Consider the following 24,356-nt stretch of genomic DNA (forward strand, 5'->3'; position numbering starts at 1 on the left):
ATGGCAATCGCAGCCGACACCGCCCCCGACGCCCTCCGCGAAGAGCGTCTCAACCGCCGCCTTGCCCGCATCGCCCGGATGGAAGGCACCCTCAACGTGCTGGCGCTCGGCTTCGTGCCGCCGCTTCTGCGCGCTGCCGCCGGGGACGCTCCGGCCGCCAACCTCCGGCAGGCGGGACGGATCGTGGGCATACCCCTCGTCTCGATCCTTCTCTTCCTGCTGGTCTGGGCCTGGCTGGCCCCGCAGGTCCAGACCTCGCTTGGCGCCATTCCCGGCCCGGTGCAGGTCTGGGACCAGGCCGTGGCGCTCGACAAGGACGCCGCCCGCGAGGCGGCCAAGCGTGACGCCTTCTACGAACGCCAGGAGGAGCGCAACGCCCAGCTCGTGGATCAGGGCAAGGAAGACCGGGTCAAGTGGCGCGACTACACCGGCAAGCCGACCTACTACGGACAGATCTGGACCTCGATCAAGACGGTGATGTTCGGCTTCCTGATCGCCACGGTGGTCGCGGTGCCGCTCGGGATCGCGTCCGGACTTTCCCCGGCGGTGAACGCGGGTCTCAATCCGATCGTGCAGATCTTCAAGCCGGTCTCGCCGCTCGCCTGGCTTCCGATCGTGACCATGGTGGTCTCGGCGCTCTATGTGTCGGACAACCCCATGTTTTCCAAGAGCTTCCTCGTCTCGGCGATCACGGTGACGCTCTGCTCGCTCTGGCCGACGCTCATCAACACCGCCCATGGCGTCGCCTCGATCGACAAGGATCTCGTCAACGTCTCCAAGGTGTTGAAGCTCTCGGCCTGGACCAAGATCACCAAGCTCGTGCTGCCCTCGGCGCTGCCGCTCATCTTCACCGGGCTCCGGCTCTCGCTCGGGGTTGGCTGGATGGTGCTGATCGCCGCCGAGATGCTGGCGCAGAACCCGGGGCTCGGAAAGTTCGTCTGGGACGAGTTCCAGAACGGCTCCTCGCAGTCGCTCGCCAAGATCATCGTCGCGGTGCTCACAATCGGAATCATCGGCTTCATCCTCGACCGGATCATGTTCGCGATCCAGTCGGCCGTCAGCCACAACGCGCGCAGCTGAGCCGCGCCTGAGGGAGAGCGACATGGCCATCCTCGAGTTGAAGAACGTCTCCAAGAGCTTCGGCGACACCCCTGTCCTGAAGAACATCAATCTCAGCGTCGAGGATGGCGAGTTCGTCGCGATCCTCGGGTTCTCCGGCACCGGCAAGACGACGCTCATGTCGCTTCTGGCCGGGCTGGAGACGCCGGATCAGGGCCAGGCGCTCCACAAGGGCAAGCCGATTGCCGCGCCCGACCCGTCGCGTGCGCTGATCTTCCAGTCCTACGCGCTGATGCCCTGGCTCACCGCGGCGAGCAATGTCGGGCTCGCGGTCAATGCGGTGCATGGCGGCAGGAGCCGCGCCGATCGCGCCGCGCTGGTCGACAAGTATCTGGCAATGGTCGGGCTCTCCCACGCCAGGGACCGGCGGCCCTCCGAGCTGTCGGGCGGCATGCGGCAGCGGGTCTCGGTGGCGCGTGCGCTCGCCATGGAGCCGGAAGTCCTGCTGATGGACGAGCCGCTCTCGGCGCTCGATGCGCTCACGCGGGCCAATCTCGCCGACGAGATCGAGCGGATCTGGGAAGCCCAGCGCCGCACGGTGGTGATGATCACCAACGATGTCGACGAGGCGGTGCTGCTTGCGGACCGGGTTCTCGTGCTCAATCCCGACGGAACCATGGGGCCGGACGTGGCAATCACGCTCCAGCGGCCGCGCGACCGGACCTCGCTCAACGACAATGCGGTCTTCAAGGCCCTGCGGGCGCAGATCACCGGCTATCTCATGGATGTCGGCATCCGCTCGAAATCCGCGGCGACCCACAGCCTGCCCAATGTCGTGCCGCTTCATGCGCTGCCCTCGGCCTATGCGGACGCGGCCGTCTCGACGACCGAGGACCGCTACCTGCAGTTCTCGCAGCTCCACAAGGTCTATCCGACGCCGAAAGGGCCCCTCACGGTGGTCAGGGACTTCAACCTCACCATGAAGAAGGGCGAGTTCGTCTCGGTGATCGGCCATTCGGGCTGCGGCAAGTCGACGGTGCTCACCATGGCCGCGGGGCTCAACCCGATCTCGCAGGGCGCGATCATTCTCGACGGCCGCCATGTGCAGGGTGCGGACCCGGAACGCGCGGTGGTGTTCCAGAGCCCGAACCTGATGCCCTGGCTCACCGCGAAGGAGAATGTCGCGATCGGGGTGGACCGGGTCTATCCGAAGGCGACGCAGGCCGAGCGGCAGGAGGTGGTGGAATACTATCTCGAACGCGTCGGGCTTGCGGATGCGATGGACAAATCCGCCGCCTCGCTCTCGAACGGCATGCGCCAGCGGGTGGGGATCGCGCGGGCCTTCGCGCTCAGCCCGAAGCTCCTGCTGCTGGACGAGCCCTTCGGGATGCTCGACAGCCTCACCCGCTGGGAGCTTCAGGAAGTGCTGATGGAGGTCTGGAGCCAGACCCGCGTCACCGCGATCTGCATCACCCATGACGTGGACGAGGCGATCCTGCTCTCGGACCGGGTGGTGATGATGACGAACGGGCCGGAGGCCACCATCGGCAAGATCGTCGAGGTGCCCCTGCCCCGCCCCCGCACCCGCAAGGCCCTGCTCGAGCATCCGGACTACTACCACTACCGCGCGGAAGTGCTCGAATTCCTCGAGGAGTACGAGCATGGCGCGCACAAGACGAAGGACGCGGCGTGATGACGCCGCGCCAGACGGACCTCGTCACGGAGAGCTTTGCCCTTCTCGGCGGCATGCAGGCCGAAGCGGGCCGGTGCTTCCATGAGCGGCTCTTCGGGATCGCGCCGGAGCTCCGGCCGATGTTCCCGGCCGATCCGGGCGAGCAGGCAGAGGTGCTGATGGAGACGCTTGGCCGGATCGTCGCGAGCCTCGGGGATGCCGAGGGGCTGCTGCCGGTGATCTCGCGCCTCGCCTCGCGGCATGTGAGCTACGGGGTTGCGCCGCATCACCATGCGATCATCGGCACGGCGCTTCTCGCAAGCCTCGAGGACTGCCTTGGCGATGCCTTCACCGCGGAGACCGCGGCGGCCTGGGATGCCGCTTACGGCGCCCTGTCGCAAGCGATGATCGACGCGGCCTACCCCGAGCTCGTCATCGCCGAACTTTCAGCTGCGGAGTAGTCAGATGACACCCGATCAGATCGGTCTCGTGAAGCAGAGCTACTATCTCATCGCTCCCGTCTCGCATCAGGCGGCCGGGCTCTTCTACGGGCGGCTCTTCAGCGTCGCGCCGGAGGTAAGGCCGCTCTTCGACCGGGCGAACATGTTCACCCAGGCCGACAAGCTCTGGGCGACGCTCGGCAAGATCGTCGACGTGCTCGACCGGCCCGAGGCGCTCGAACCCGCCGCCGCGAAGCTCGCGGTTTCGCATCTCCACTACGGCGTGATGCCGGAACACTACGCCCCCGTCGGCGACGCGCTGGTCTGGGCCCTCGAACAGGGGCTTGGCGAGAGCTTCAACCCGGAGGTGCGTGACGCCTGGACCGCCGCTTACGACCACATTTCCCAAGCCATGATCTCAGCCACGAACGCGGCCGTCCGGAACGCCGGAGCAGAGGCCGCAGCAGGAGAATGACCGCCATGACCGAGAAACTCGTCGTCATCGGGGCCGGAATGGCCTCCGGCCGCGCGCTGGAGCACATCCTCGAAACCGATCCAGCGAAATACGACATCACCCTCTTCGGCTCCGAGCCGCGGGGCAACTACAACCGCATCATGCTCTCGCCGGTGCTCTCGGGGGAGAAGACCTTCGCGGAGATCGTCACCCACGATACCGCCTGGTACGAAGCCAATGGCATTACCACGCGCTTCGGCGAGGCGGTCACGCAGATCGACCGCGATCGCAAGGTGGTGGTGAGCGCGGGGGGCGAAACGCCCTATGACAAGCTGCTGATCGCGACGGGCTCGGCGCCCTTCATCATCCCGGTGCAGGGCAAGGACCTGCCGGGCGTCATCGCCTTCCGCGATCTCGAGGACGTGGAGACGATGCGGGCGGCGGCAAAGCCCGGCGCGAAAGCTGTGGTGATCGGGGGCGGCCTGCTGGGGCTCGAGGCCGCGGCGGGGCTCCGGATGCTCGGCATGGAGGTAACCGTGCTGCATCTCATGGGCCATCTGATGGAGCGTCAGCTCGATGAGGCGGCGGGCTACCTGCTGCGCAAGGCGCTGACCGATCGCGGCATCAAGGTCATGTGCCGGGCCTCCACCGCCGCGATCCTCGGCGAGGAGCGCGTCGAGGGCGTGATGCTCGAGGACAACACCGGCATCGAGGCCGATCTCGTGGTGATGGCGGTGGGCATCCGGCCCGAGACGCGGCTTGCCAACGATGCCGGGCTCGAGGTCGGCCGCGGCATCGTGGTGGACGATCACATGGTGACCTCGGACCCCGACATTCTCGCGGTGGGCGAATGCGTGGAGCACAACAAGCAGCTCTTCGGCCTCGTCGCACCGCTTTATGACCAGGCGAAGGTGGTGGCGAACACGCTGCATGGCGCGGGTGGGGCCTTCATGCCGAAGCAGACCTCGACGAAGCTCAAGGTCACTGGCGTCGACCTCTTCTCGGCCGGAGATTTCGCCGAGGGTGAGGGCCGTGAGGATATCGTCTTCCGCGATCCGGCGCGCGGCGTCTACAAGCGGCTCGTCATCGAGAACGACCGGTTGATCGGCGCGGTGATGTATGGCGATACCGCCGACGGGAGCTGGTTCTTCGGGCTGATCCGCGATGGCGAGACCATCTCGGAGATGCGCGACACGCTGATCTTCGGGCCGTCATATCAGGGGGGTGCCGCACTGGACCCTATGGCGGCCGTTGCAGCCTTGCCGGATGAGGCAGAGATCTGCGGTTGCAACGGCGTCTGCAAGGGAAAGATCGTTCAGGCCATCACCGAGGGCGGCCTCACCACACTCGACGAGGTGAAGGCCGTTACCAAGGCCTCCTCGTCCTGCGGGACCTGCACCGGGCTCGTGGAGCAGGTGCTGGCGGTGACGCTGGGCGACGATTTCGTCCTGCCGACGGTGAAACCCGTCTGTGCCTGCACCGATCTCACCCATGAGGACGTGCGCCGGCTCATCAAGGCCCAGGACCTGAAGTCGATGCCGGCGGTCATGCAGGAGCTCGGCTGGAAGACCACCTGCGGCTGCCATGTCTGCCGCCCGGCGTTGAACTTCTACCTGCTCGCCGACTGGCCGGACGACTACAAGGACGATTACCAGAGCCGGTTCATCAACGAGCGCGCCCATGCCAACATCCAGAAGGACGGCACCTTCTCGGTGGTGCCGCGGATGTGGGGCGGCGTGACCACGCCCGCCGAGCTGCGCGCGATCGCGGATGCGGTCGAGAAATACGACGTGCCGCTCCTCAAGGTGACGGGCGGCCAGCGCCTCGACCTCCTCGGCGTGAAGAAGGAGGACCTGCCGGCGATGTGGGCGGATCTCAACGCCGCCGGGCTCGTTTCGGGCCACGCCTATACCAAGGGCCTGCGCACCGTGAAGACCTGCGTCGGCTCCGATTTCTGCCGCTTTGGCACGCAGGATTCGACGGGGCTCGGCATCAAGCTCGAAAAGCGGCTCTGGGGCTCCTGGACACCGCACAAGGTGAAGCTTGCCGTCTCGGGCTGCCCCCGCAACTGCGCCGAGGCGACCTGCAAGGATCTCGGCATCGTCTGCGTCGACTCGGGCTACCAGATCGGGGTCGGGGGCGCCGCCGGGATGGACCTGAAGGCCACCGAGCTGCTCACCACGGTCGCGAGCGAGGAAGAGGCGATCGAGATCTCGGTCGCGTTCGTCCAGCTCTACCGGGAGAACGCCAAGTATCTCGACCGGCCCTACAAGTGGATTGCGAAGGTTGGGCTCGACTGGGTGAAGGCCCGCGTCGTCGATGACCTCGCCGAACGGGCAGCGCTCGTCGCGCGCTTCGATCACAGCCAGACCATCTACCAGAAGGATCCCTGGGCCGAGCGGGCACAGGGCGGAAGCCGGCACGAGTTCACCCCGCTGGCCGATTTCAGCTTCAAGGAGGCCGCAGAATGAACGCCGTCGTCTCTGATACCTGGCTCGACATCGGATCGGTCGAGGACATCCCGGTGCGCGGCGCGCGCGTCGTGAAGACCCCGCATGGCTGCCTTGCGGTCTTCCGGGTCGCGGAGGGCGAGATCTATGCCCTCGACGACCGCTGCCCGCACAAGGGCGGCCCGCTCTCAAACGGCATCGTGCACGGCCGGAGCGTCACCTGCCCGCTGCACAACTGGGTCATCAGCCTCGAGACCGGCGCGGCGCAAGGCGCCGACGAGGGCCGGACGCGGGCCCATGCCGTCCGTGTCGAGGATGGCCGCATCCTGCTCGACGCCGCAGCCGTGGGGGCCTGAGCGACATGGCACCGGTTCGCACCACCTGTCCCTACTGCGGCGTCGGCTGTGGCGTCCTCGTCACCCCGGATGGGAAAGGCGGGGCGGCGGTGAAGGGAGACCCCGATCATCCGGCGAATTTCGGCCGCCTCTGCTCCAAGGGCTCGGCGCTCGGCGAAACGCTCGGCCTCGAGGACCGGCTGCTTGCCCCCCGCGTTCATGGCGCGGAGGCAAGCTGGGACACGGCGCTCGATCTGATTGCCACGCGGCTGCGCGAGACGATCGCGGCGCACGGGCCCGACGCGGTGGGGATCTACTGTTCCGGTCAGATCCTCACGGAGGATTACTACGTCGCGAACAAGCTGGTGAAGGGGTTCCTCGGCACCGGCAATCTCGACACCAATTCGCGGCTCTGCATGTCGTCGGCGGTGGCGGGGCATCGGCGGGCCTTCGGCACCGACACCGTGCCCGGCACCTACGAGGACCTCGAAGAAGCCGACACGCTGGTGCTGGTCGGCTCGAACCTCGCCTGGTGCCATCCGGTGCTCTACCAGCGTATCGCGGCGGCAAAGGCTGCACGGCCCGAGATGCGCGTCGTGGTGATCGATCCGCGGCGGACGGCGACCTGCGATCTCGCCGACCTGCACCTGCGGCTCCGGCCCGACACCGATGCGGCGCTCTTCAACGGGCTGCTCGCGCGGATCGAGGCACAGGGGGCCATCGACACGGATTACGTGGCGCGGCATGTCTCCGGCTTTTTCGAGGCGGTGGCGGCGGCGCGTGTCTGGGGCCGCGAACGGGTGGCCGAGACCTGCGGCATAAGCTTTGCCGATCTGAGCGCGTTCTACCGGCTCTGGATCGGGCGGGAAAGGGTCGTCACGGTCTTCAGCCAGGGGGTGAACCAGTCGGGTGGCGGCACCGACAAGGTGAACGCGATCATCAACTGCCACCTCGCCACGGGCCGGATCGGGCGCCCGGGAATGGGGCCATTCTCGGTCACCGGCCAGCCCAACGCGATGGGCGGGCGCGAAGTGGGGGGCCTGGCCAACATGCTCGCGGCACATCTCGATCTCGAGGACCCCGCACATCGCGCGGCGGTGGCAGGGTTCTGGAATGCCCCTGCGATGGTCGAGCGCCCGGGACTGAAGGCGGTCGATCTCTTCGAGGCCTGCGGTGCGGGGCAGATCCGGTTTCTCTGGATCCTCTCCACCAATCCGGTGGTGAGCCTGCCCGATGCCGACCGGGTGGCGGCGGCAATCCGGGGCTGCGATTTCGTCGTCGTATCCGACACCAACGCCGCGACCGACACGATGCAGCTTGCCCATGTGCAGCTTCCGGCCGCGGGCTGGGGCGAAAAATCCGGCACGGTGACCAATTCCGAGCGACGGATCTCGCGGCAGCGGAGCTTTCTCATGGCCCCCGGCGCGGCGAAACCCGACTGGTGGGCGCTGGCGGAAGTCGCGCGGCGCATGGGCTGGGCGGAAGCCTTCCCCTATGAAAGTGCGGCCGACATCTTCCGCGAGCATGCCGCCCTGTCGCGGCTTGCGGCCGGGCTCGGACGGGATTTCGACATCGGTGCGCTCGCGGAAATCGACGACGAAGGCTATCACCGGCTCGAACCGGTGCAGTGGCCCGTCGGGGGACCGGCGCGGTTCTTTGCCGAGGGCGGCTTTTTCACCGGCGACCGCCGGGGCCGGATGCTGGCGATCACGCCGCCTGCCCGCGACACGGCACCGGGGCTGAAACTCAACACGGGCCGGGTGCGCGACCACTGGCACACGATGACGCGGACGGGCAAATCGGCGCGCCTGAGCCAGCACATCGCCGAACCCTTTGCCGAGATCCATCCGAAGGACGCCGCGGCGCGCGGCATCCGGGCCGCCGATCTCGTCCGGGTCTCGAGCCCGCGGGGCGCGGTGATCGTGCGGGCGCTGGTGACCGAGCGGACGGCGGAGGGCGCGCTCTTCGTGCCGATCCACTGGACGGGACAGGCGGCGAGCGCCGGACGGGTCGGCACGCTCATCCCTGCCGTCACCGATCCCGTTTCAGGCCAGCCTGCACTCAAGGCCGGCCGGGCCGAGGCGGAACGCTTCGAGGCGGCCTGGCACGGATTTGCGGTGAGCGCGGAGAAACCCGCGCTCACCGGCGCCGACGGCTACTGGGTGCTGGCGCGCGGCGAGGGCTGCTGGCGGACAGAGATGGCGGGCACAACCACGCCCGCGGACTGGGACGCCTTCGTGCGGACAATGTTCGGCGCGGAGGATGCGGAGATCGCGAGCATCATCGATACGAAGCGCGGGCTCGCGCGCTTCGCTCTGCTCCGCGAGGGCCGGGTGATTGCGGCGCTTTTCACCGCCCGCGAGCCAGTGGAAGTCTCCCGCGCCCATGTGGTAGGAGCCTTCGGATCGGGCGATGCGGGAGGATTGCTCGCAGGCCGGCCCGGCGCCGCGCAGCCCGATGCGGGGCCGGTTGTCTGCGTCTGCTTCAATGTGGGCGTGAATACCATCCTCGATGCTATAACCTCGGGTGCGGCCAGAACGGTCTCGGAAATCGGCGAGGTGCTGAGCGCCGGGACGAATTGCGGCTCCTGCCGCCCCGAACTGAATGCCCTGCTGGCCAGCGTGCCGGCTGATGTCGCCGCCGAATAGGCGCAGCGGCGGATCTCGAAGAGGAACCGGTCATGAAGACCTTCCCGATGTTCCTGCGGCTTGACGGCCGCCGCGTGGTGATTGCCGGCGGCGGCGAGCAAGCGGCGCAGAAGACACGGCTCATGCTGAAGACCGAGGCGGCGATTGTCGTCGCCGCCGGAGAGCTCGATCCGGAGCTCGCGGCCCTCGCAGCCCGGGGCCGGATTGAGCAGGATGCGGGCCCGGTCTCGGCAGAAACCTTCCGGGGCGCGGCACTGGCCTTCATCGCGACGGGCGACGCGGAGCGGGATGCGGCCTACGCGGGTTTCGCGCGGGCGGCAGGCGTGATTGCCAATGTGGTCGATGCGCCCGACCTCTGCGACGCCTATACCCCTTCGCTCGTCGATCGTGACCCGGTGGTGGTGGCGATCGGAACGGAAGGCACGGCGCCGGTGCTCGCGCGCCAGATCAAGACCCGCGTCGAGGAGATGCTCGAACCCCGGCTCGGCGATCTCGCAGCCCTGGCCGGGCGGTTGCGCGACCAGGTCGCGGAGAAGATCAGCCCGGCCCGGCGGCGCGCCTTCTGGGGCTGGGTCTTCTCGGACGCGCCCCGGCGGCTCCATGCCCGCGGCGCCGAGCGGGATGCGGCGCGGCTGCTCAAGGAGGCGATTGCGGCGGGCGGCATTGGCGCGGAAAGCGCCGCGGGCTTCGTGAGCCTTGTGGGCGCCGGCCCCGGAAGCCGCGATCTCGTCACGCTCCGCGGCGTGCAGCGGCTGCAGGAGGCGGATATCATCTTTTACGACCGGCTGGTTGATCCCGGCCTGCTCGAGCTGGCCCGGCGCGACGCCGAGCGCGTCTATGTCGGCAAGGAAGTCGGCTTCCCTGCCTGGCCGCAGGAGCGGATCAATGGCGTGATCGTAGCGGCGGCGCGCGAGGGCAAGCGGGTGGTACGGCTGAAGAGCGGCGATCCGGGAATTTTCGGCCGCGGCGCGGAGGAGGCCACGGCTCTCGACGCCGCCGGGATCGGCTGGGAGATCGTGCCCGGCGTGACCTCGGCCTCGGCCGCCTCGGCAGCACTCGGCGGCTTTCTCACCGAGCGCGGGGTGACGGATACGGTCGTCATCACCACCGGCCAGACGCGCGACGGCGTGGCGCAGGGCGACTGGGCGAGCCAGCTCCGCCCCGGCACGACGCTCGCGCTCTACATGGCGGTGGCGAATGCGGGCCGGATCCAGGCCGACATGCTGGCCCAGGGCCTGCCCGGCGATCTGCCGGTCGATGTGGTCTGCCGCGCCGCGGCACCGGATCAGGAGATCCTGCACACCCGGCTCGACCGGATGGCGCCGGAGATCGCGGCGGCGGGCATTGCCAACCCCGCGATCCTGCTCCTGCGCCACCCGAAGGATCATCGCGCGGCCCCGGCACTCCATCTGAAGACCGGGGCCTGAGAGGCCGAACCGAAGGCGGGCCGCCCGGCGCGAAACCGGGCGGCCGGCGGGCTCAGGCGCCCTTCACCTCGATCTGCACGTCCACGTTGCCGCGCGTTGCGTGGGAATAGGGGCAGATCTGTTCATGCGCTTCCTTGGCCAGCGCCTCGAGGTCGGCCTGGGGCAGCGAGGGGTCCTCGACCACCATGCGCACGGCCAGGGCAAAGCCACCGCCGTCGCGGGCGCCGATCGAAACATGGGCGGTAACGGAAGCGTTGCTCGCATCCTTCTTGTGCTGGCGGCCGACGAAGTCGATGGCGCCACCGTAGCAGGCGGCATAGCCCGCGGCGAAGAGATGCTCCGGCGTGGTCGTGTCGGGCTTGCCCGGGCCACCCATGGCCTTCGGAACAGAAAGATCGGCCGAAACCGAGCCGTCCTCGGCCTCCGTATGCCCGTTGCGTCCGCCCGTCGCGGTCGCGACCGCCGTGAAAACCGGTTTGATCGTATCCATGGAGTAAGCCTCCCTCCCGTCTGGATCGGCGGCCGCCCATGCGGCGGCGCGCCGGTTCATGCAGTATCACCGGCAGTGACGTAGCGATGATTCCGCACAAGGCAACCTCGGCCAGGCAGTGCGGCAGGCGCAACCCCCGATGCGCGGGGCGACCGGCGGGATCCCGGGCTCCCCCGGCCCGCCCGCCGGATTGCCGCGGGGCAAGCGCGCCCTTCAGGCGTCCGCGTCGAGAGGCAGGTAAAGCTCGCCCCCTTCGCGGAACCTCTCGGCCATCCGCTCCATGCCCTCCTTCTGCGCCTCGGCGCGGATGTCATGGCTGATCCGCATCGAACAGAACTTCGGCCCGCACATCGAGCAGAAATGCGCAACCTTGTGCGCTTCCTTCGGCAGCGTCTCGTCATGCATCGACCGCGCAGTCTCCGGATCGAGGCTCAGGTTGAACTGATCCTCCCAGCGAAACTCGAAGCGCGCGCGGGAGAGCGCATCGTCGCGGATCCGCGCCGCCGGATGGCCCTTGGCGAGATCCGCGGCATGGGCGGCGATCTTGTAGGTGATGACCCCCGTCTTCACGTCGTCGCGGTCCGGCAGGCCGAGGTGCTCCTTGGGGGTGACGTAGCAGAGCATCGCCGTGCCGAACCAGCCGATCATCGCGGCCCCGATGCCGCTGGTGATGTGGTCGTAGCCCGGCGCGATGTCGGTGGTGAGCGGCCCCAGGGTGTAGAAGGGCGCCTCGCCACAGACCCCGAGCTGTTTCTCCATGTTTTCCCGGACCTTGTGCATCGGCACGTGGCCGGGGCCCTCGATCATCACCTGGCATTCCTTCGCCCAGGCGACGCGGGTCAGCTCGCCCAGCGTTTCGAGTTCGGCAAACTGGGCGGCGTCGTTGGCATCCGCGATGGAGCCAGGGCGCAGGCCGTCGCCGAGCGAGAAGGAGACGTCATAGGCGCGGACGATATCGCAGATGTCCTCGAAATGTTCATAGAGGAAGCTCTCGCGATGGTGGTGCAGGCACCACTTGGCCATGATCGAGCCGCCGCGCGAGACGATGCCCGTCACGCGGCCGACGGTGAGCGGGATCATGTGGAGACGGACGCCCGCATGGATGGTGAAGTAATCCACCCCCTGCTCCGCCTGCTCGATCAGCGTGTCGCGGAACACCTCCCAGGTGAGGTCCTCGGCAATGCCTCCGACCTTCTCGAGAGCCTGATAGAGCGGCACGGTGCCGATCGGGACCGGGGCGTTGCGGATGATCCATTCGCGGATGTTGTGGATGTTGCGGCCGGTGGAGAGGTCCATCACCGTGTCTGCGCCCCAGCGGGTCGCCCAGACCATCTTCTCGACCTCCTCTTCCATCGACGAGGTGACGGCGGAATTCCCGATATTGGCATTGATCTTCACGAGGAAGTTCCGGCCGATCGCCATCGGCTCGGCCTCGGGGTGATTGATGTTGGCAGGAATTATGGCGCGGCCGCGCGCGATCTCGTCGCGGACGAATTCGGGTGTGACGAAATCGGGGATCGCGGCGCCGAAGCTTTCGCCATCGCGGGCGCGGGCTTCCGCCGCGGCCTTGCGGCCGAGATTCTCGCGGATCGCCACAAACTCCATTTCCGGTGTCACGATGCCGGCACGCGCATAGGCAAGCTGTGTCACCACCCGGCCCTCCCTGGCGCGGCGCGGGCGGGCGAGGTTCGGGAATTCGGGCGTCAGGCGCTCACCGCTGGCAAAGCCGTTGTCCGCCGGCTCCACCCGGCGACCCTCGCAGGCTTCGGTATCGCCGCGTGCGGCGATCCAGCTCTCGCGCAGGCGCGGCAGGCCGCGCGTGATGTCGATCTCGGCTGCCGGATCGGTATAGGGGCCGGAGCTGTCATAGACGGTGACGGGCGGCTCGCCCGCAGTGGGATGAAGCGCGATCTCGCGCAGGGGCACGCGGATCTCGTTGTGGATCCGGCCGGGCTCAAAGATCTTGCGCGACGCGGGCAGCGGCCCGGTGGTGATCTGCGGCATGCCGTTGGTGGTGGTTGTGGTCATTCCGTGAGGCTCCAAGCTCGATGTTGGAGACCCAGTTCGAAGCCGGAAGGATGAGATGCCGCCGGGCCGAACCCAGGTATGGGGACAAATCCGCCCCGCGCAGCACTCGCACCATCCCTACGCCAGTGTGAACTGGATCAGGTTCTATGGGTCACTGCGCTGCCTAAGCCAGCAGTATCTCAGCCCCTTGACGGGACCCCCCAGGTGAAGGCCCCGACCTTGGCCTTGCGCCACGGGGCTTGTCAACGGAAAGGATCGCGCGACTGCACGCAGCACGCGGCGGATGCACAATGCCAACGGCCAAAGCCGTCAGGGCCGCCAAACCTGCCCGGACCAAGCCCGCCGCGGATGTGATGGAGACGGCCTATCGCCATGTGAAGGAGAAGGCGGTCGGATATCGCTTCCGGCGCGGCGAGCGGATGAACGAGGTCAAGCTTGCCCAGATGTTCAGCGTCTCGCGCAGACCTGTGCGGCAGGCGCTCAACCGGCTGGTGCATGAGGACGTCATGACCTTCGTGCCCAATCGACGTTTCTACGCCCGGGAGATTGCGCCTGCGGCCCGCGTTTCCTCGAGGAAGCGGGGATTGCTGATTTCGAGCTTGCGCTCGACATGGCTGCGAAGGATCCGGCGCAGCGCAGGTCCGTCGTCGACGTCGCGGCGGCGCAAGGCCGCAGCAAGCTCCGTCGCCGTGCCGAGACCCTCGCGTTCCAACACGGCCTCGGGCGGCTCGGCCGCCGCGGCTTCGGCCAGCAGCACATCCAGCGCCCGCCGGAGCATGGCCCCGGCATAGCGCTGACTGGGGGGAAGCTGCGGCAGGATCTCGTTGGTGTATTCGGCGCAGGCGGCCTCGAGCAGGCCGCGGGCGGTCCGGGATGCTTTCATGGTTGGGGCTCCTCGATCATGTCGATCAGGTTGAGAATGTTGAGCTCCATCTCCGGCGGCATGACCCCGGTGAGCGCGAGCTCGAGGGTGATCTCGGTGCCGGAATTGCAGCGTTCGCCCTGCTGAAGCGCGATGATCGCCCAGCGCAGCTCGGCCATTACCTGCCAGTAGGGAAGGATTGCGCGCGCGACCTTGCGGCCCGCGACACGCTCGTAGCCAGCAAGGAACGGATCGAGCCCCGCGACGCCGCCGACCTCGCAACCGTCATTGCCAAAACGCCAGCAACGCGCGGTGAGCCAGCCGATATCCTCGTCCGGGTCGTTCCAGCTCGCGAATTCCCAGTCGAGCACAGCGCTCAGGTGCCCGCCGTCGACCATGTAGTTGCCGGTGCGGAAATCCGTGTGGCAGAGCACCGGCCCCTGCGGCGGCGGCGCATTGTCCTCGAGCCAGTTGAGCGCATATTCGAGCACCGGATGCCCGCCCGGCAGCGCGTCGAGATCGGCGCGATACTGTGCGATCCGATGCAGGACAGGGCTTCCCTCCGGCACCGGCAGGAAGGCAAGATCGGCAACGGGCGGCGTCACGGCATGGAGCCGCGCCAGCGTCTCGCCGAGCTCCTCGGCCAGTGCTGCACCGAACTGCGGCAGGGCCGGATCGCGCACGATCTTGCGCGCATGCGCCGTGCCCTTGCCGCGCGCCATGACATAGAACGCGCCGCCGATGAGGCTTTCCTCCTCGCAGAGCGCGATCGGTTCGGGCGCGGCCACGCCCGCTGCATGGGCAACCTTCAGGATCGCGTATTCCTCGGCGCGCGGCAGCGAGGTCGCGATGGTCGAGGGCGCGTCGGTCCGGAGCACCCAGGCCTGCGGCCCCGGGCGGGAACCGCCCTCGCAGATGGCATCGAGGCTCCAGTTCTCCTGGATGGCGCCGCCTGCGAGCTTGCTCATGCCGGTGATCTCGACACGCTGGGCGCCAAGCGCCTCGGCGAGCCAGGGCCCGAGAGCCGCAAAGCGGCCGGCAACGGCGTCAGAGGTGTTGGTTGCAGCTTCGCTCATGGCTCAGACACCCCACCGCCAGTAGTCCATGCCCTCGGCGGCATAGCTGCGCGCGAGCACCATCTTGTGGACCTCATCGGCGCCATCGACGAGCCGCGCCTGCCGCGCATAGCGGTAGATCCATTCGAGCACGGTATCCTTGGAGTAGCCGCGCGCGCCGTTGAGCTGGATCGCCGTATCCACCGCCTTGTGCAGCGTGTTGGCGACATGGACCTTTGCCGAGGAGATCTCCTTGCGGGCAAAATCCCCCTGATCGAGCTTCCAGGCGGCATGCATGACGAGCAGCCGGCCGATGCTGATCTCGTGGGCAAGCTCGCCCATCTTGATCTGCACCGACTCCCGGTCAGCGAGGCGGATGCCGAAGCCTTCGCGGCGCGAGGTGTATTCCGCGGCAATTTCCATCGCCCGCTTCGCGAGGCCGAGCCACCGCATGCAGTGGGTGAGCCGTGCCGGGCCAAGGCGGATCTGGGTCGCCTTCAACCCGTCGCCGAGCGTCATCAGAAGGTTCTCTTCCGGTATCTCGAGCCCTTCGTAGACGATCTCGCAATGGCCGCCGTGCTCTTCCGGCCCCATGATCGGAATGCGCCGCTCGATGCGCTGCCCGGGCTGGTTCGCATCATAGAGGAAGGCGCTGAGCCCGCGGCGCGGATCGTCGGAGGTGCGGGCAATGAGAAGGAAATGCTGCGCCGCCTCGGCACCGGTGATGAACCACTTGCGACCGTTCACCACCCAGCCGCTGTCCGTCTTCTCAGCGCGGGTGAGCATCATCCCCGGATCGGAGCCCGAACCCGGATGCGGCTCGGTCATCGCGAAGGCCGAGCGGACCTTGCCGTCGATGATCGGCTGGAGCCAGCGGTCCTTCTGCGCCTCGGTCGCGACCTTGGAAAGCAGGTTGATGTTGCCATCATCGGGCGCCGCGCAGTTGAGGCAGGCCGGGCCGAATATCGAGCGGTTCGCCTCTTCGTAAAGCGCCGCCCAGCCCGTGACGGGCAGCCCCATGCCGCCGCGCGCCGTCGGAGCCTGGGGCGCCCAGAGCCCGGCCGCACGGGCCTTCCCACGGATCTCGTCGAGCAGATCGGTGCGGATGTTTTCGTGTGCGTCGTAGCTTTCCGGGTCCGCCTCGAGCGGCAGCACCGTTTCGGAGATGAAGGTCCGGGTCTTCTCTCTCAGCGCATCAATCTCGGGGGAAAGCGAGAAATCCATGTCAGTTCCTTGTTCTGTCGAGCCGCGGATGATCGGTCAGAGGCTTGCGAGCAGATGCCCGCCATCGACGGGGATCACCGCGCCGGTGATGAAACTGCCCCGGTCGGAGACGAGCAGCAACAAGAGCCCGTCGAGTTCCTCCAGCCGTCCGATGCGCTGCATGGGGATGCGTTTGCGCAGGCGCGCTCCCGCCTCGCTCGCGAGGAAGTCCTGGGTCAGCTCGGTCTCGAAATACCCCGGCGCGATCGCATTCACCCGGATGCCGTGGCGCGCTAGTTCAAGCGCCTGAATGCGCGTCATGTGGGCGACCGCCGCCTTGCTGACCGCGTAGGAGGCCGCGCCCCCGACCGCGCGCAACCCGGCAATCGAGGCGATGTTGACCACCGTCCCGCCCTGTTCCGCTGCGCAAAGACGCTGGCAGACGTGCTGCGCCACATTCCACACCGCGGCCTGGTTGACCTCGAAAACCCGTGCTGTCTCTTCTGCCGGGGCGCCAAGAAAACCGTGCTCTCCGGCGAGGCCTGCATTGTTGATGAGGATGTCGATGACCCCGAGCTTGCCCTCGATCGCGTCAAGCGCCCGGGGCAGATCGGCCGCATCCGTCACGTCGCAAGCGACCGGGACGGCAGTGCCGCCCGCCGCGCTGATCTCCTCGGCCAGTGCTGCCAGCCGATCCGCGCGGCGAGCCATCAGAGCAACGGAGGCGCCGTCCGCCGCAAGCGTCCGCGCGAAATGCGCCCCCAGCCCGGAGGATGCCCCCGTCACCAGGGCCACGCGATCCGTCAGGTCGAAATAGGTCAATCTCCCCTCCCGTCATTGGTGTAATCACTATTGTCTTTTTCTTTGGAGCGACCAGAAGCTCACGCACACGACCCAGGCTGCGCGCGCCTGCCGCTCTTGCACAACTTTTACATGCCTCCTTGAGCCGCATCGACGAGTAGCGAGCAAGCCTTCGAAGAGGAACGCAAACAGTTGCGGCGCACGGGCCGCACGGCATAACGCGGTCGACGAAACGACTTATCTGGCGGAAAGCTAACGGCCGGGCAGCAACGCTTCAAGCGCGGCCGGCATGTCGTCGAGATCGCGGCAGGGAATTGTGCCGAGGGCCCCCACATCCGCCGAGACACCCACCGGCCGGCCAGAATTCGTGTCGTCCGGGGTCTCGTTGATCCGCCCGCCGACACGGATCGTCGTCGCCTCCGCCCTCCGCGCGGCCACAGGGCGCTCGACGAGTGACGCGTGTTTGGCCAATCGATGGCAAAGCTCTGCGCCGCCATGATCTCTCCCGGATCGGGACTGCGCCGGCGCGCGATCGCATGGGAACGAGGTCGGCGGAATCGGGAAGGTCGGTCATCCTCCGCACTGTCGGCCGGGACGCCCGCCGGGCTGGTCCGACGCGTGGGGCTTTCCCGGTTACGCTGCCGCGAGTGCCCGATCCAGTGACCCGGAAACGCTCACTCGATCATTTCGCGTTGGGGCTCGCCACGGGGCTGCCCCTGCCGCCGCGGCCAGCGAAAGAGCCCGGCGGCGCCCGAACGCAAACCGCGATAGGCGCGAGGCTCGAACATGTAGCCGAACTCCCCGCCCAGCGTCGGCCGCAGCGCCTCCGTTACCCCGAGCGGCGCCGTGCAGGGCCCCGGCACACGGTAGGTTCCGAAAGCTCGGTCGAAGATCGAGAAGACGGTGGCGAAATTGGTCTGGAAATACAGCGGATCGGCGGCGTGGTGCCAGCGGTGCATCGCCGGGGAAACGAGGACGAGGCTGGCCCGGCCGAAGGTCCAGGGCAGGTCGGCATGGATGAGATAGCCGTAGTAATGCCGGACGAGATTGTTCGCGATGATCGCGTAGGGCGGAAACCCGAGCAGAAGCAGCGCCGCATTGTCGAGCACGAAGGTCGTGATCCGGTTTACCGGATGGAAGCGCTCGAGAGTGAGCCAGGTCATCTCGTCGTCGGAGTGATGGACGGCATGCGCAGGCCGGAGGAGCGGCGTATGTTCGAACCGGTGGCGCCAGTAGCCGGCGAAATCTCCAGCAAGGATCGCGACGACCACCACGGCAAGCGGCGGCCAGCCGACCCAGGACTCCGGCCCGATCAGCAGCAGGTGCCAGACCGCCGCCAGTTTCCGGCGCGCCATGCGCCGGGTCGCCAAGACGCGGTTGCGCCAGCTCAGGCGAATGTCACCCCCGGCGCACCGGCCTCCATCCGACCGATCACGGCGACTTCCGCGAAATCACCGGAACGGAAGAGCCCGAGCACTGCATCGGCACTCTCGGGCGCGCAGGCCACGAGCAGCCCGCCGCTCGTCTGCGGGTCACAGAAAAGCGCCTGATCCACCGCGGGAAACTCGCGGTCAAACGCAACCGAGGCGCCATAGCTCGCCCAGTTCCGTCCCGAAGCGCCGGTCACATGTCCTGCCTCTGCCAGCGCCCGCGCGCCCTCGAGCAGCGGCACGGCAGCCCAGTCGATGACGGCGCGGCAGCCCGAACCACGCGCCATCTCGAGCGCATGCCCAGCCAGCCCGAAGCCGGTGACATCGGTCATCGCGTGAACACCCGGCAGCCGCGCGAGATCCGGGCCGGGCCGGTTGAGCCGGGTCGTCGTCGCGATCAACTGCGCATAGCCCGCCGCATCGAGTGCGCCCTTCTTGAGGGCTGCCGAGAAGATCCCGACCCCGAGCGGCTTGCCGAGGATCAGCACGTCGCCGGGTCGGGCATCGGCATTGCGCTTGAGATGGGCCGGATCGAGCAGGCCCAGCGCGACAAGCCCGTAGATCGGCTCGACCGAGTCGATCGTGTGCCCACCCGCCACCGGAATCCCCGCTGCGCGCGCGACTGACGCCCCGCCGTCGAGGATGCGGCCGATGGTGGCCGCCGAAAGCACGTTGATCGGCATCCCGACGATGGCAAGCGCAAGGATCGGCGTCGCGCCCATGGCATAGACATCACTGATCGCATTGGTCGCGGCGATCCGGCCGAAATCCTCCGGATCGTCGACGATCGGCATGAAGAAATCCGTGGTGGCCACCACGGCCTGCCGTTCGTTCACCCGGTAGACCGCAGCATCGTCCGAGGTCTCGATACCCACCAGAAGATCCGGCGGAACCGGCAGGGCAGCACTTCCGCGCAGGATGCCCTCGAGCACGCCCGGTGCAATCTTGCAGCCGCAGCCGCCGCCATGGGCCAGCGAGGTGAGACGCGGCTCGGCGGAGGGGCCGGCTTCCGGCGCGGCGACGCTGAGCGAGAGACTTTCGGTCATGTCCGACTTCCTTGCAGAAACGTCCGCCAGCATCACAACAGGTGCACGCCATGCGCAAGCCACTCCGGCCGGAGAGCCGCCGGAGCGATCACTTTTTCGGGCGGATGCCCGGCTTTCTTGACTTGCACCGGGGAAAGCCCGAGCATTCCCCGACATGTCACTGGAGAATGACAGAGGGAGATTTTCGTGAACATTGACCTTTCGCGGCGCGGCTTTCTGGGCCTTGCGGGCGCGGGGGTTGCCGGGACCTCGCTGGGAGCGATGGGCTTCGGCGCGGCAGAGGCGGCCGAGGCCGCCCATGTGCGTGCCTTCAAGCTCACGACCACCACCGAGACCCGCAACACCTGCACCTACTGCTCCGTGGCCTGCGGCATCATCCTCTATTCGAAGGGCGACCTGCGGGCCGGAGAGAAGGCCGAGCTCTTCCACGTCGAGGGCGACGCCGACCATCCGACCAACCGCGGCACGCTCTGCCCCAAGGGGGCGGCGATCAAGGATTTCGCGCTCGCCCCGACCCGGGCGACCACACCGCGCTACCGCCGTCCGGGCGGAACCGCGTGGGAAGACATCACCTGGGAAGCGGCGCTCGACAAGATCGCCCGCGCGATCAAGGACGACCGCGACGCGAACTTCATCGCGGAGAACGCCGAGGGCGTGACGGTGAACCGCTGGACGACCGCGGGTTTCCTCGCCGCGTCGGGCTCGACGAACGAGTCGGCCTGGACCACCTACAAGGTGGTGCGCTCTCTCGGCATTGTGGGATTTGATAATCAGGCGCGCGTCTGACACGGACCGACGGTGGCCAGTCTGGCTCCAACATTCGGTCGCGGCGCGATGACCAACGCCTGGACGGACATCAAGAACACCGACCTCGTGCTGGTGATGGGCGGCAATGCGGCCGAAGCGCATCCCTGCGGTTTCAAATGGGTGACGGAAGCAAAGGCGCAAAGGGGCGCCCGGCTCATCGTGGTCGATCCACGCTTCACCCGCACGGCGAGTGTCGCCGATTACTACGCACCGATCCGGCCGGGTTCGGACATCGCCTTCCTGATGGGCGTGATCCGATACTGCATCGCGAACGACAAGGTGCAGTGGGAATATGTGAAGAACTACACCAACGCCGCCTTCCTCGTGAAGGAGGGGTATGGCTGGAGTGACGGCCTCTTCAACGGCTATGACGCCGAGACCCGCAGCTATGACATGTCCGACTGGGACTACCAGATGGGCGAGGACGGTTACGCGAAGATCGACCCGAGTCTCGAGGATCCGCGCTGCGTCTGGAACCTCCTGAAAGCGCATGTCGACCTCTACACCCCCGAATTCGTCGAGCGGGTCTGCGGCACGCCGAAGGAGCGCTACACGGCGATCTGCGAGATGATCGCCGGCTGTGCCGCCCCCGACCGCGTCATGACCTCGATGTATGCGCTCGGATGGACCCAGCATTCCAAGGGCGCGCAGAACATCCGCGGCATGGCGATGCTCCAGCTCATCCTCGGCAATGTCGGCATGCGCGGTGGTGGGGTGAACGCACTTCGCGGGCACTCCAACATCCAGGGCCTGACCGACCTCGGCCTCATGTCGAACCTGATCCCCGGCTATCTCAGCATTCCCAGGGACAGCGAGCCCGACTTCGAGACCTACATGTCGAGCCGGGCAAACCTGCCGCTCCGGCCGAACCAGACCAGCTACTGGCAGAACTACCGCAAGTTCATGGTCAGCTTCATGAAGGCAATGTGGGGCGACGCCGCGACGGCGGAGAACGACTGGGCCTACGATTACCTTCCCAAGCTCGACGTGCCGACATACGACATCCTGCGCATGTTCGACATGATGAAGAACGGGGAAGTGAACCTCTACTTCTGCCAGGGCTTCAATCCGCTGCTCTCCTTCCCCAACCGGACGAAGCTCACCGAGGCGCTCTCGAATCTCAGGCTGCTCGTGGTCATGGACCCGCTCCAGACCGAGACGGCACATTTCTGGGAAAACCACGGCGTCTTCAACGATGTGGACCCGGGCGCGATTCAGACCGAGGTGCTCGAGCTTCCCACCACCTGCTTCGCGGAGGACGAAGGCGCGCTGGTAAATTCCGGGCGCTGGCTGCAATGGCACTGGGCTGGGGCGACCCCGCCGGGCGAGGCGCGGCGCGACACCTGGATCATGGCCAACATCCACCTTCGGCTCAGGAAGCTCTACGAGGCAGAAGGCGGCGCCTTCCCGGACCCGATCCTGAACCTCTCCTGGGAGTATGCGGACCCGGAAGAACCGACGCCCGAGGAACTGGCCAGGGAGATGAACGGCCGCGCCCTCGGCACCGTCTACGACGCGAAGGATCCGACGCTCGTCATCGCGAAGCCCGGCCAGCAGGTGAAGAACTTCACCCAGCTCCGCGACGACGGCTCGACCATGTGCGGCTGCTGGATCTTCTCTGGCTGCTGGAACGAGGATGGCAACATGATGGCGCGGCGGGACAATTCCGACCCGGGCGACGCAGGCATGTTCCTCAACTGGTCCTTTGCCTGGCCGCTCAACCGGCGCATCCTCTACAACCGCGCCTCCGCCGACCTTCAGGGGCGGCCCTGGGATCCGGAGAGGTTGCTGATCGAGTGGGACGGCGAGAAATGGACCGGCTACGACGTGCCCGACATCGGCGTCACCTCGAAACCCGAGGAGGTCATGCCCTTCATCATGACCGGCGAGGGTGTGGGCCGGCTCTTCTCGCGCAAGCTCATGCGCGACGGGCCGTTCCCGACGCACATGGAGCCCTTCGAGAGCCCGGTCGCCAACCCGCTCAACCCGGCAATCCGCGGCAACCCGGTCTCGCGCATCTTCCATGACGACCTCGCCCAGCTCGGCACCAGCGACGAGTTCCCCTATGTGGGCACCTCCTACCGCCTCACCGAGCACTTCCACTACTGGACCAAGCACAACCCGGTGAACGCGGTGCTCCAGCCCGAGTTCTTCGTGGAGATCAGTGAGGAACTCGCGGCGGAGAAGGGCATTGTCAGGGGATCTCAGGTTCGGGTCTGGGGCCGCCGCGGCGAGGTCTGGGCCAAGGCCGTGGTCACCAAGCGCATCAGGCCGCTCACCTGTGACGGCAAGATCGTGCACGTGATCGGCATTCCGCTGCACTGGGGCTTCATGGGGGCCGCCCGCAAGGGGTTCGGGCCCAACAGCCTCACCCCCTTCGTGGGCGACGCCAACATCGAGACCCCGGAATACAAGGCCTTCCTCGTCAACATCGAACCGGTGGAGAAAGGGCCCCTGGCATGACCGATCGCGCGCCGCAGCCAACCACGGCGGTCGCCAACCCGCCGGTCCAGCCCATGGAGGAAAATCTCGGCGCGGGCGACGTCGTGCGCGCTTCGGCCATGGCCGATCTGCCGCCGCCCGATCGCGAGCTCACCAAGGTCGCAAAGCTCATCGACGTCTCGAAATGCATCGGCTGCAAGGCCTGCCAGTCGGCCTGCATCGAGTGGAACGACACCCATCCCGAGCTGGAGACCAACGTGGGAGTCTACGAAAACCCCCACGACCTCACGCCCGAGATGTTCACGCTGATGCGCTTCACGGAATACGAGAACCCCGAGACGAGCGATCTCGAATGGCTGATCCGCAAGGATGGCTGCATGCATTGCGAGGATCCGGGCTGCCTCAAGGCCTGCCCCGCGCCGGGCGCCATCGTGCAGTATTCGAACGGCATCGTCGATTTCATCCACGACAACTGCATCGGCTGCGGCTACTGCGTCACCGGCTGCCCGTTCAACATTCCCCGCATCAGCAAGGTCACCCACAAGAGCTACAAGTGCACGCTCTGCTCGGACCGCGTGGCCGTGGGCCAAGGCCCGGCCTGCGCCAAGGCCTGTCCGACCCAGGCGATCGTCTTCGGCACCAAGGACGACATGAAGGCCCATGCCGCGGAGCGGATCCAGGACCTGAAGTCGCGCGGCTACGAGAACGCCGGACTCTACGACCCGGAGGGCGTCGGTGGCACCCACGTCATGTATGTGCTCCACCACGCCGACAAGCCGTCGCTCTACGCGAACCTTCCCGACGAACCCCGGATCTCGCCGCTGGTCGAGACCTGGAAGGGTGCGACGAAATCCATCGGCCTCGCGGCCATGGGCCTCGCCGCCGCCGGCGCCCTGCTCCACGGGCTCTTCGCCCGCGCCAACCGGGTCTCGGTGGAAGACGAATGGGACGCCGCGGAGCTTGTCGCGCGCAGTGGCGAGGGAAAGGATGAACAATGACCGGTCGCACCTTCTCCGCTCCCGGCGATCACCTCGAGAAGCAGGACCCGATAGCGGTCAGTCGCTACCGCGGCCTTACCCGGATCAACCACTGGATCACCGCCGCCGCGCTCGTCGTGCTGCTGCTCTCGGGTCTTGCGCTCTTCCACCCTGCACTCTTCTTTCTCACCGGCCTCTTCGGCGGCGGGCAGACGACGCGCTGGCTGCACCCGCTCGCGGGCCTGCTGCTCACCGCAAGCTTCGCCCTGCTCTTCGTGCAGATGTGGCGGCTCAACCTGCCCCGGCGCGAGGACGTGCAATGGGCGACGCATCTCGGCGACTACCTCAGCGGTCACGAGGAGCGCGTGCCCGAAGTCGGCAAGTACAACGCCGGCCAGAAGGTGGTCTTCTGGGCGATGGCCGGGCTCATCCTCCTGCTCGTCGCGAGCGGCGTCATGATCTGGGAGCAGTATTTCCCTCATCTCGTCTCGATCCCCGTCCGCAGGACGGCCATGCTCGTCCATTCCATCGCGGCGATACTCGCGATCCTCGTCTTCATCCTCCACGTTTATGCCGCGATCTGGACCCGCGGCTCGCTCCGCGCGATGACCCGCGGCACTGTCACCGGCGGCTGGGCCTGGAAACATCATCGGAAATGGCTGCGCGAACTTGCTGGACGCGGCGGCTCCGGATCGGCAGAGTAGCTCGACCAGACACCTCAATCCTTGTG

At 67.2% G+C, this 24,356-nt stretch carries 20 protein-coding genes, 1 pseudogene and 1 riboswitch; of the genes and pseudogenes, 12 read left to right on the forward strand and 9 right to left on the reverse strand.

Features of this window, described 5'->3' with window-relative positions; all coding sequences use genetic code 11:
• Genes ACF66B_RS04685 through cysG form a run of 8 tightly spaced genes read left to right on the forward strand, consistent with a single transcriptional unit; the run spans position 1 to position 10,485 of the window.
• Entirely contained in the window at positions 1–1,080 is a 1,080-nt protein-coding gene (locus ACF66B_RS04685) for an ABC transporter permease (RefSeq protein ID WP_111430314.1), read from the forward strand.
• 22 nt (positions 1,081–1,102) lie between these two features.
• Positions 1,103–2,752, forward strand: coding sequence for a nitrate ABC transporter ATP-binding protein (locus ACF66B_RS04690; RefSeq protein WP_111430313.1), 1,650 nt, complete (start codon positions 1,103–1,105; stop codon positions 2,750–2,752).
• Positions 2,752–3,192, forward strand: a complete 441-nt coding sequence (locus ACF66B_RS04695) for a globin domain-containing protein (protein WP_111430312.1) — start codon at positions 2,752–2,754, stop codon at positions 3,190–3,192. Before ACF66B_RS04690 ends, ACF66B_RS04695 begins: the two co-directional genes overlap by 1 nt.
• A 4-nt stretch (positions 3,193–3,196) precedes the next feature.
• Positions 3,197–3,646, forward strand: coding sequence for a globin family protein (locus ACF66B_RS04700; protein ID WP_111430311.1), 450 nt, complete (start codon positions 3,197–3,199; stop codon positions 3,644–3,646).
• A 5-nt stretch (positions 3,647–3,651) separates the two neighbouring features.
• Entirely contained in the window at positions 3,652–6,096 is a 2,445-nt protein-coding gene (nirB, locus tag ACF66B_RS04705) for a nitrite reductase large subunit NirB (RefSeq protein WP_111430310.1), read from the forward strand.
• Positions 6,093–6,431, forward strand: coding sequence for a nitrite reductase small subunit NirD (nirD, locus tag ACF66B_RS04710; RefSeq protein ID WP_111430309.1), 339 nt, complete (start codon positions 6,093–6,095; stop codon positions 6,429–6,431). Before nirB ends, nirD begins: the two co-directional genes overlap by 4 nt.
• Positions 6,432–6,436: 5 nt before the next feature.
• Positions 6,437–9,058, forward strand: coding sequence for a nitrate reductase (locus tag ACF66B_RS04715; protein WP_111430308.1), 2,622 nt, complete (start codon positions 6,437–6,439; stop codon positions 9,056–9,058).
• Positions 9,059–9,090: 32 nt separating this feature from the next.
• Positions 9,091–10,485: a siroheme synthase CysG gene (cysG, locus tag ACF66B_RS04720; RefSeq protein WP_111430307.1), complete on the forward strand. Its 1,395-nt coding sequence runs from the start codon at positions 9,091–9,093 to the stop codon at positions 10,483–10,485.
• A gap of 52 nt (positions 10,486–10,537) precedes the next feature.
• Here cysG and ACF66B_RS04725 read toward each other — a convergent pair whose 3' ends face one another.
• Positions 10,538–10,975: an organic hydroperoxide resistance protein gene (locus ACF66B_RS04725; RefSeq protein ID WP_111430306.1), complete on the reverse strand. Its 438-nt coding sequence runs from the start codon at positions 10,973–10,975 to the stop codon at positions 10,538–10,540.
• A gap of 213 nt (positions 10,976–11,188) precedes the next feature.
• Entirely contained in the window at positions 11,189–13,003 is a 1,815-nt protein-coding gene (gene thiC / locus ACF66B_RS04730; RefSeq protein ID WP_111430305.1) for a phosphomethylpyrimidine synthase ThiC, read from the reverse strand.
• Between the two features lie 96 nt (positions 13,004–13,099).
• A riboswitch (TPP riboswitch) is annotated at positions 13,100–13,216 on the reverse strand.
• A 140-nt stretch (positions 13,217–13,356) separates the two neighbouring features.
• Here thiC and ACF66B_RS04735 point away from each other — a divergent pair.
• Positions 13,357–13,524: pseudogene (locus ACF66B_RS04735) on the forward strand (GntR family transcriptional regulator); the annotation flags it as partial.
• A gap of 11 nt (positions 13,525–13,535) precedes the next feature.
• On the opposite strand, the gene ACF66B_RS04740 reads toward ACF66B_RS04735, so the two are convergent.
• The 7 genes from ACF66B_RS04740 to selD all read right to left on the reverse strand — a co-directional run bounded on the left by ACF66B_RS04740 (position 13,536) and on the right by selD (position 19,400).
• Positions 13,536–13,886 carry a DUF6285 domain-containing protein gene (locus tag ACF66B_RS04740; protein ID WP_392664181.1) on the reverse strand — a complete coding sequence of 117 codons (351 nt, stop codon included), beginning with the start codon at positions 13,884–13,886 and terminating at the stop codon, positions 13,536–13,538.
• Positions 13,883–14,941, reverse strand: coding sequence for a phosphotransferase family protein (locus ACF66B_RS04745; RefSeq protein ID WP_111430303.1), 1,059 nt, complete (start codon positions 14,939–14,941; stop codon positions 13,883–13,885). The genes ACF66B_RS04740 and ACF66B_RS04745 overlap by 4 nt, the downstream gene beginning before the upstream one ends.
• 3 nt (positions 14,942–14,944) lie before the next feature.
• Entirely contained in the window at positions 14,945–16,144 is a 1,200-nt protein-coding gene (locus tag ACF66B_RS04750) for an acyl-CoA dehydrogenase family protein (RefSeq protein WP_111430302.1), read from the reverse strand.
• 36 nt (positions 16,145–16,180) lie between these two features.
• Positions 16,181–16,945, reverse strand: coding sequence for a glucose 1-dehydrogenase (locus ACF66B_RS04755; RefSeq protein ID WP_111430301.1), 765 nt, complete (start codon positions 16,943–16,945; stop codon positions 16,181–16,183).
• Positions 16,946–17,176: 231 nt separating this feature from the next.
• On the reverse strand, positions 17,177–17,395 hold the full coding sequence (locus tag ACF66B_RS04760) for a hypothetical protein (RefSeq protein WP_111430300.1): 219 nt from the start codon (positions 17,393–17,395) through the stop codon (positions 17,177–17,179).
• 203 nt (positions 17,396–17,598) lie between these two features.
• Positions 17,599–18,279: a sterol desaturase family protein gene (locus tag ACF66B_RS04765; RefSeq protein ID WP_111430299.1), complete on the reverse strand. Its 681-nt coding sequence runs from the start codon at positions 18,277–18,279 to the stop codon at positions 17,599–17,601.
• Between the two features lie 32 nt (positions 18,280–18,311).
• Positions 18,312–19,400: a selenide, water dikinase SelD gene (gene selD, locus ACF66B_RS04770; protein WP_111430298.1), complete on the reverse strand. Its 1,089-nt coding sequence runs from the start codon at positions 19,398–19,400 to the stop codon at positions 18,312–18,314.
• A 186-nt stretch (positions 19,401–19,586) separates the two neighbouring features.
• On the opposite strand from selD, the gene fdnG reads away from it, so the two are divergent.
• The 3 genes from fdnG to ACF66B_RS04785 are packed head-to-tail and all read left to right on the forward strand — an operon-like array spanning position 19,587 to position 24,330.
• Positions 19,587–22,670, forward strand: coding sequence for a formate dehydrogenase-N subunit alpha (gene fdnG, locus ACF66B_RS04775; RefSeq protein WP_111430297.1), 3,084 nt, complete (start codon positions 19,587–19,589; stop codon positions 22,668–22,670).
• Positions 22,667–23,647, forward strand: coding sequence for a formate dehydrogenase subunit beta (gene fdxH, locus ACF66B_RS04780; protein ID WP_111430296.1), 981 nt, complete (start codon positions 22,667–22,669; stop codon positions 23,645–23,647). Before fdnG ends, fdxH begins: the two co-directional genes overlap by 4 nt.
• On the forward strand, positions 23,644–24,330 hold the full coding sequence (locus ACF66B_RS04785) for a formate dehydrogenase subunit gamma (protein ID WP_111430295.1): 687 nt from the start codon (positions 23,644–23,646) through the stop codon (positions 24,328–24,330). The genes fdxH and ACF66B_RS04785 overlap by 4 nt, the downstream gene beginning before the upstream one ends.
• Positions 24,331–24,356: the final 26 nt, after the last annotated feature.

It is taken from the genome of Amaricoccus sp. B4 (assembly GCF_043226085.1).
GTDB lineage: Bacteria > Pseudomonadota > Alphaproteobacteria > Rhodobacterales > Rhodobacteraceae > Amaricoccus.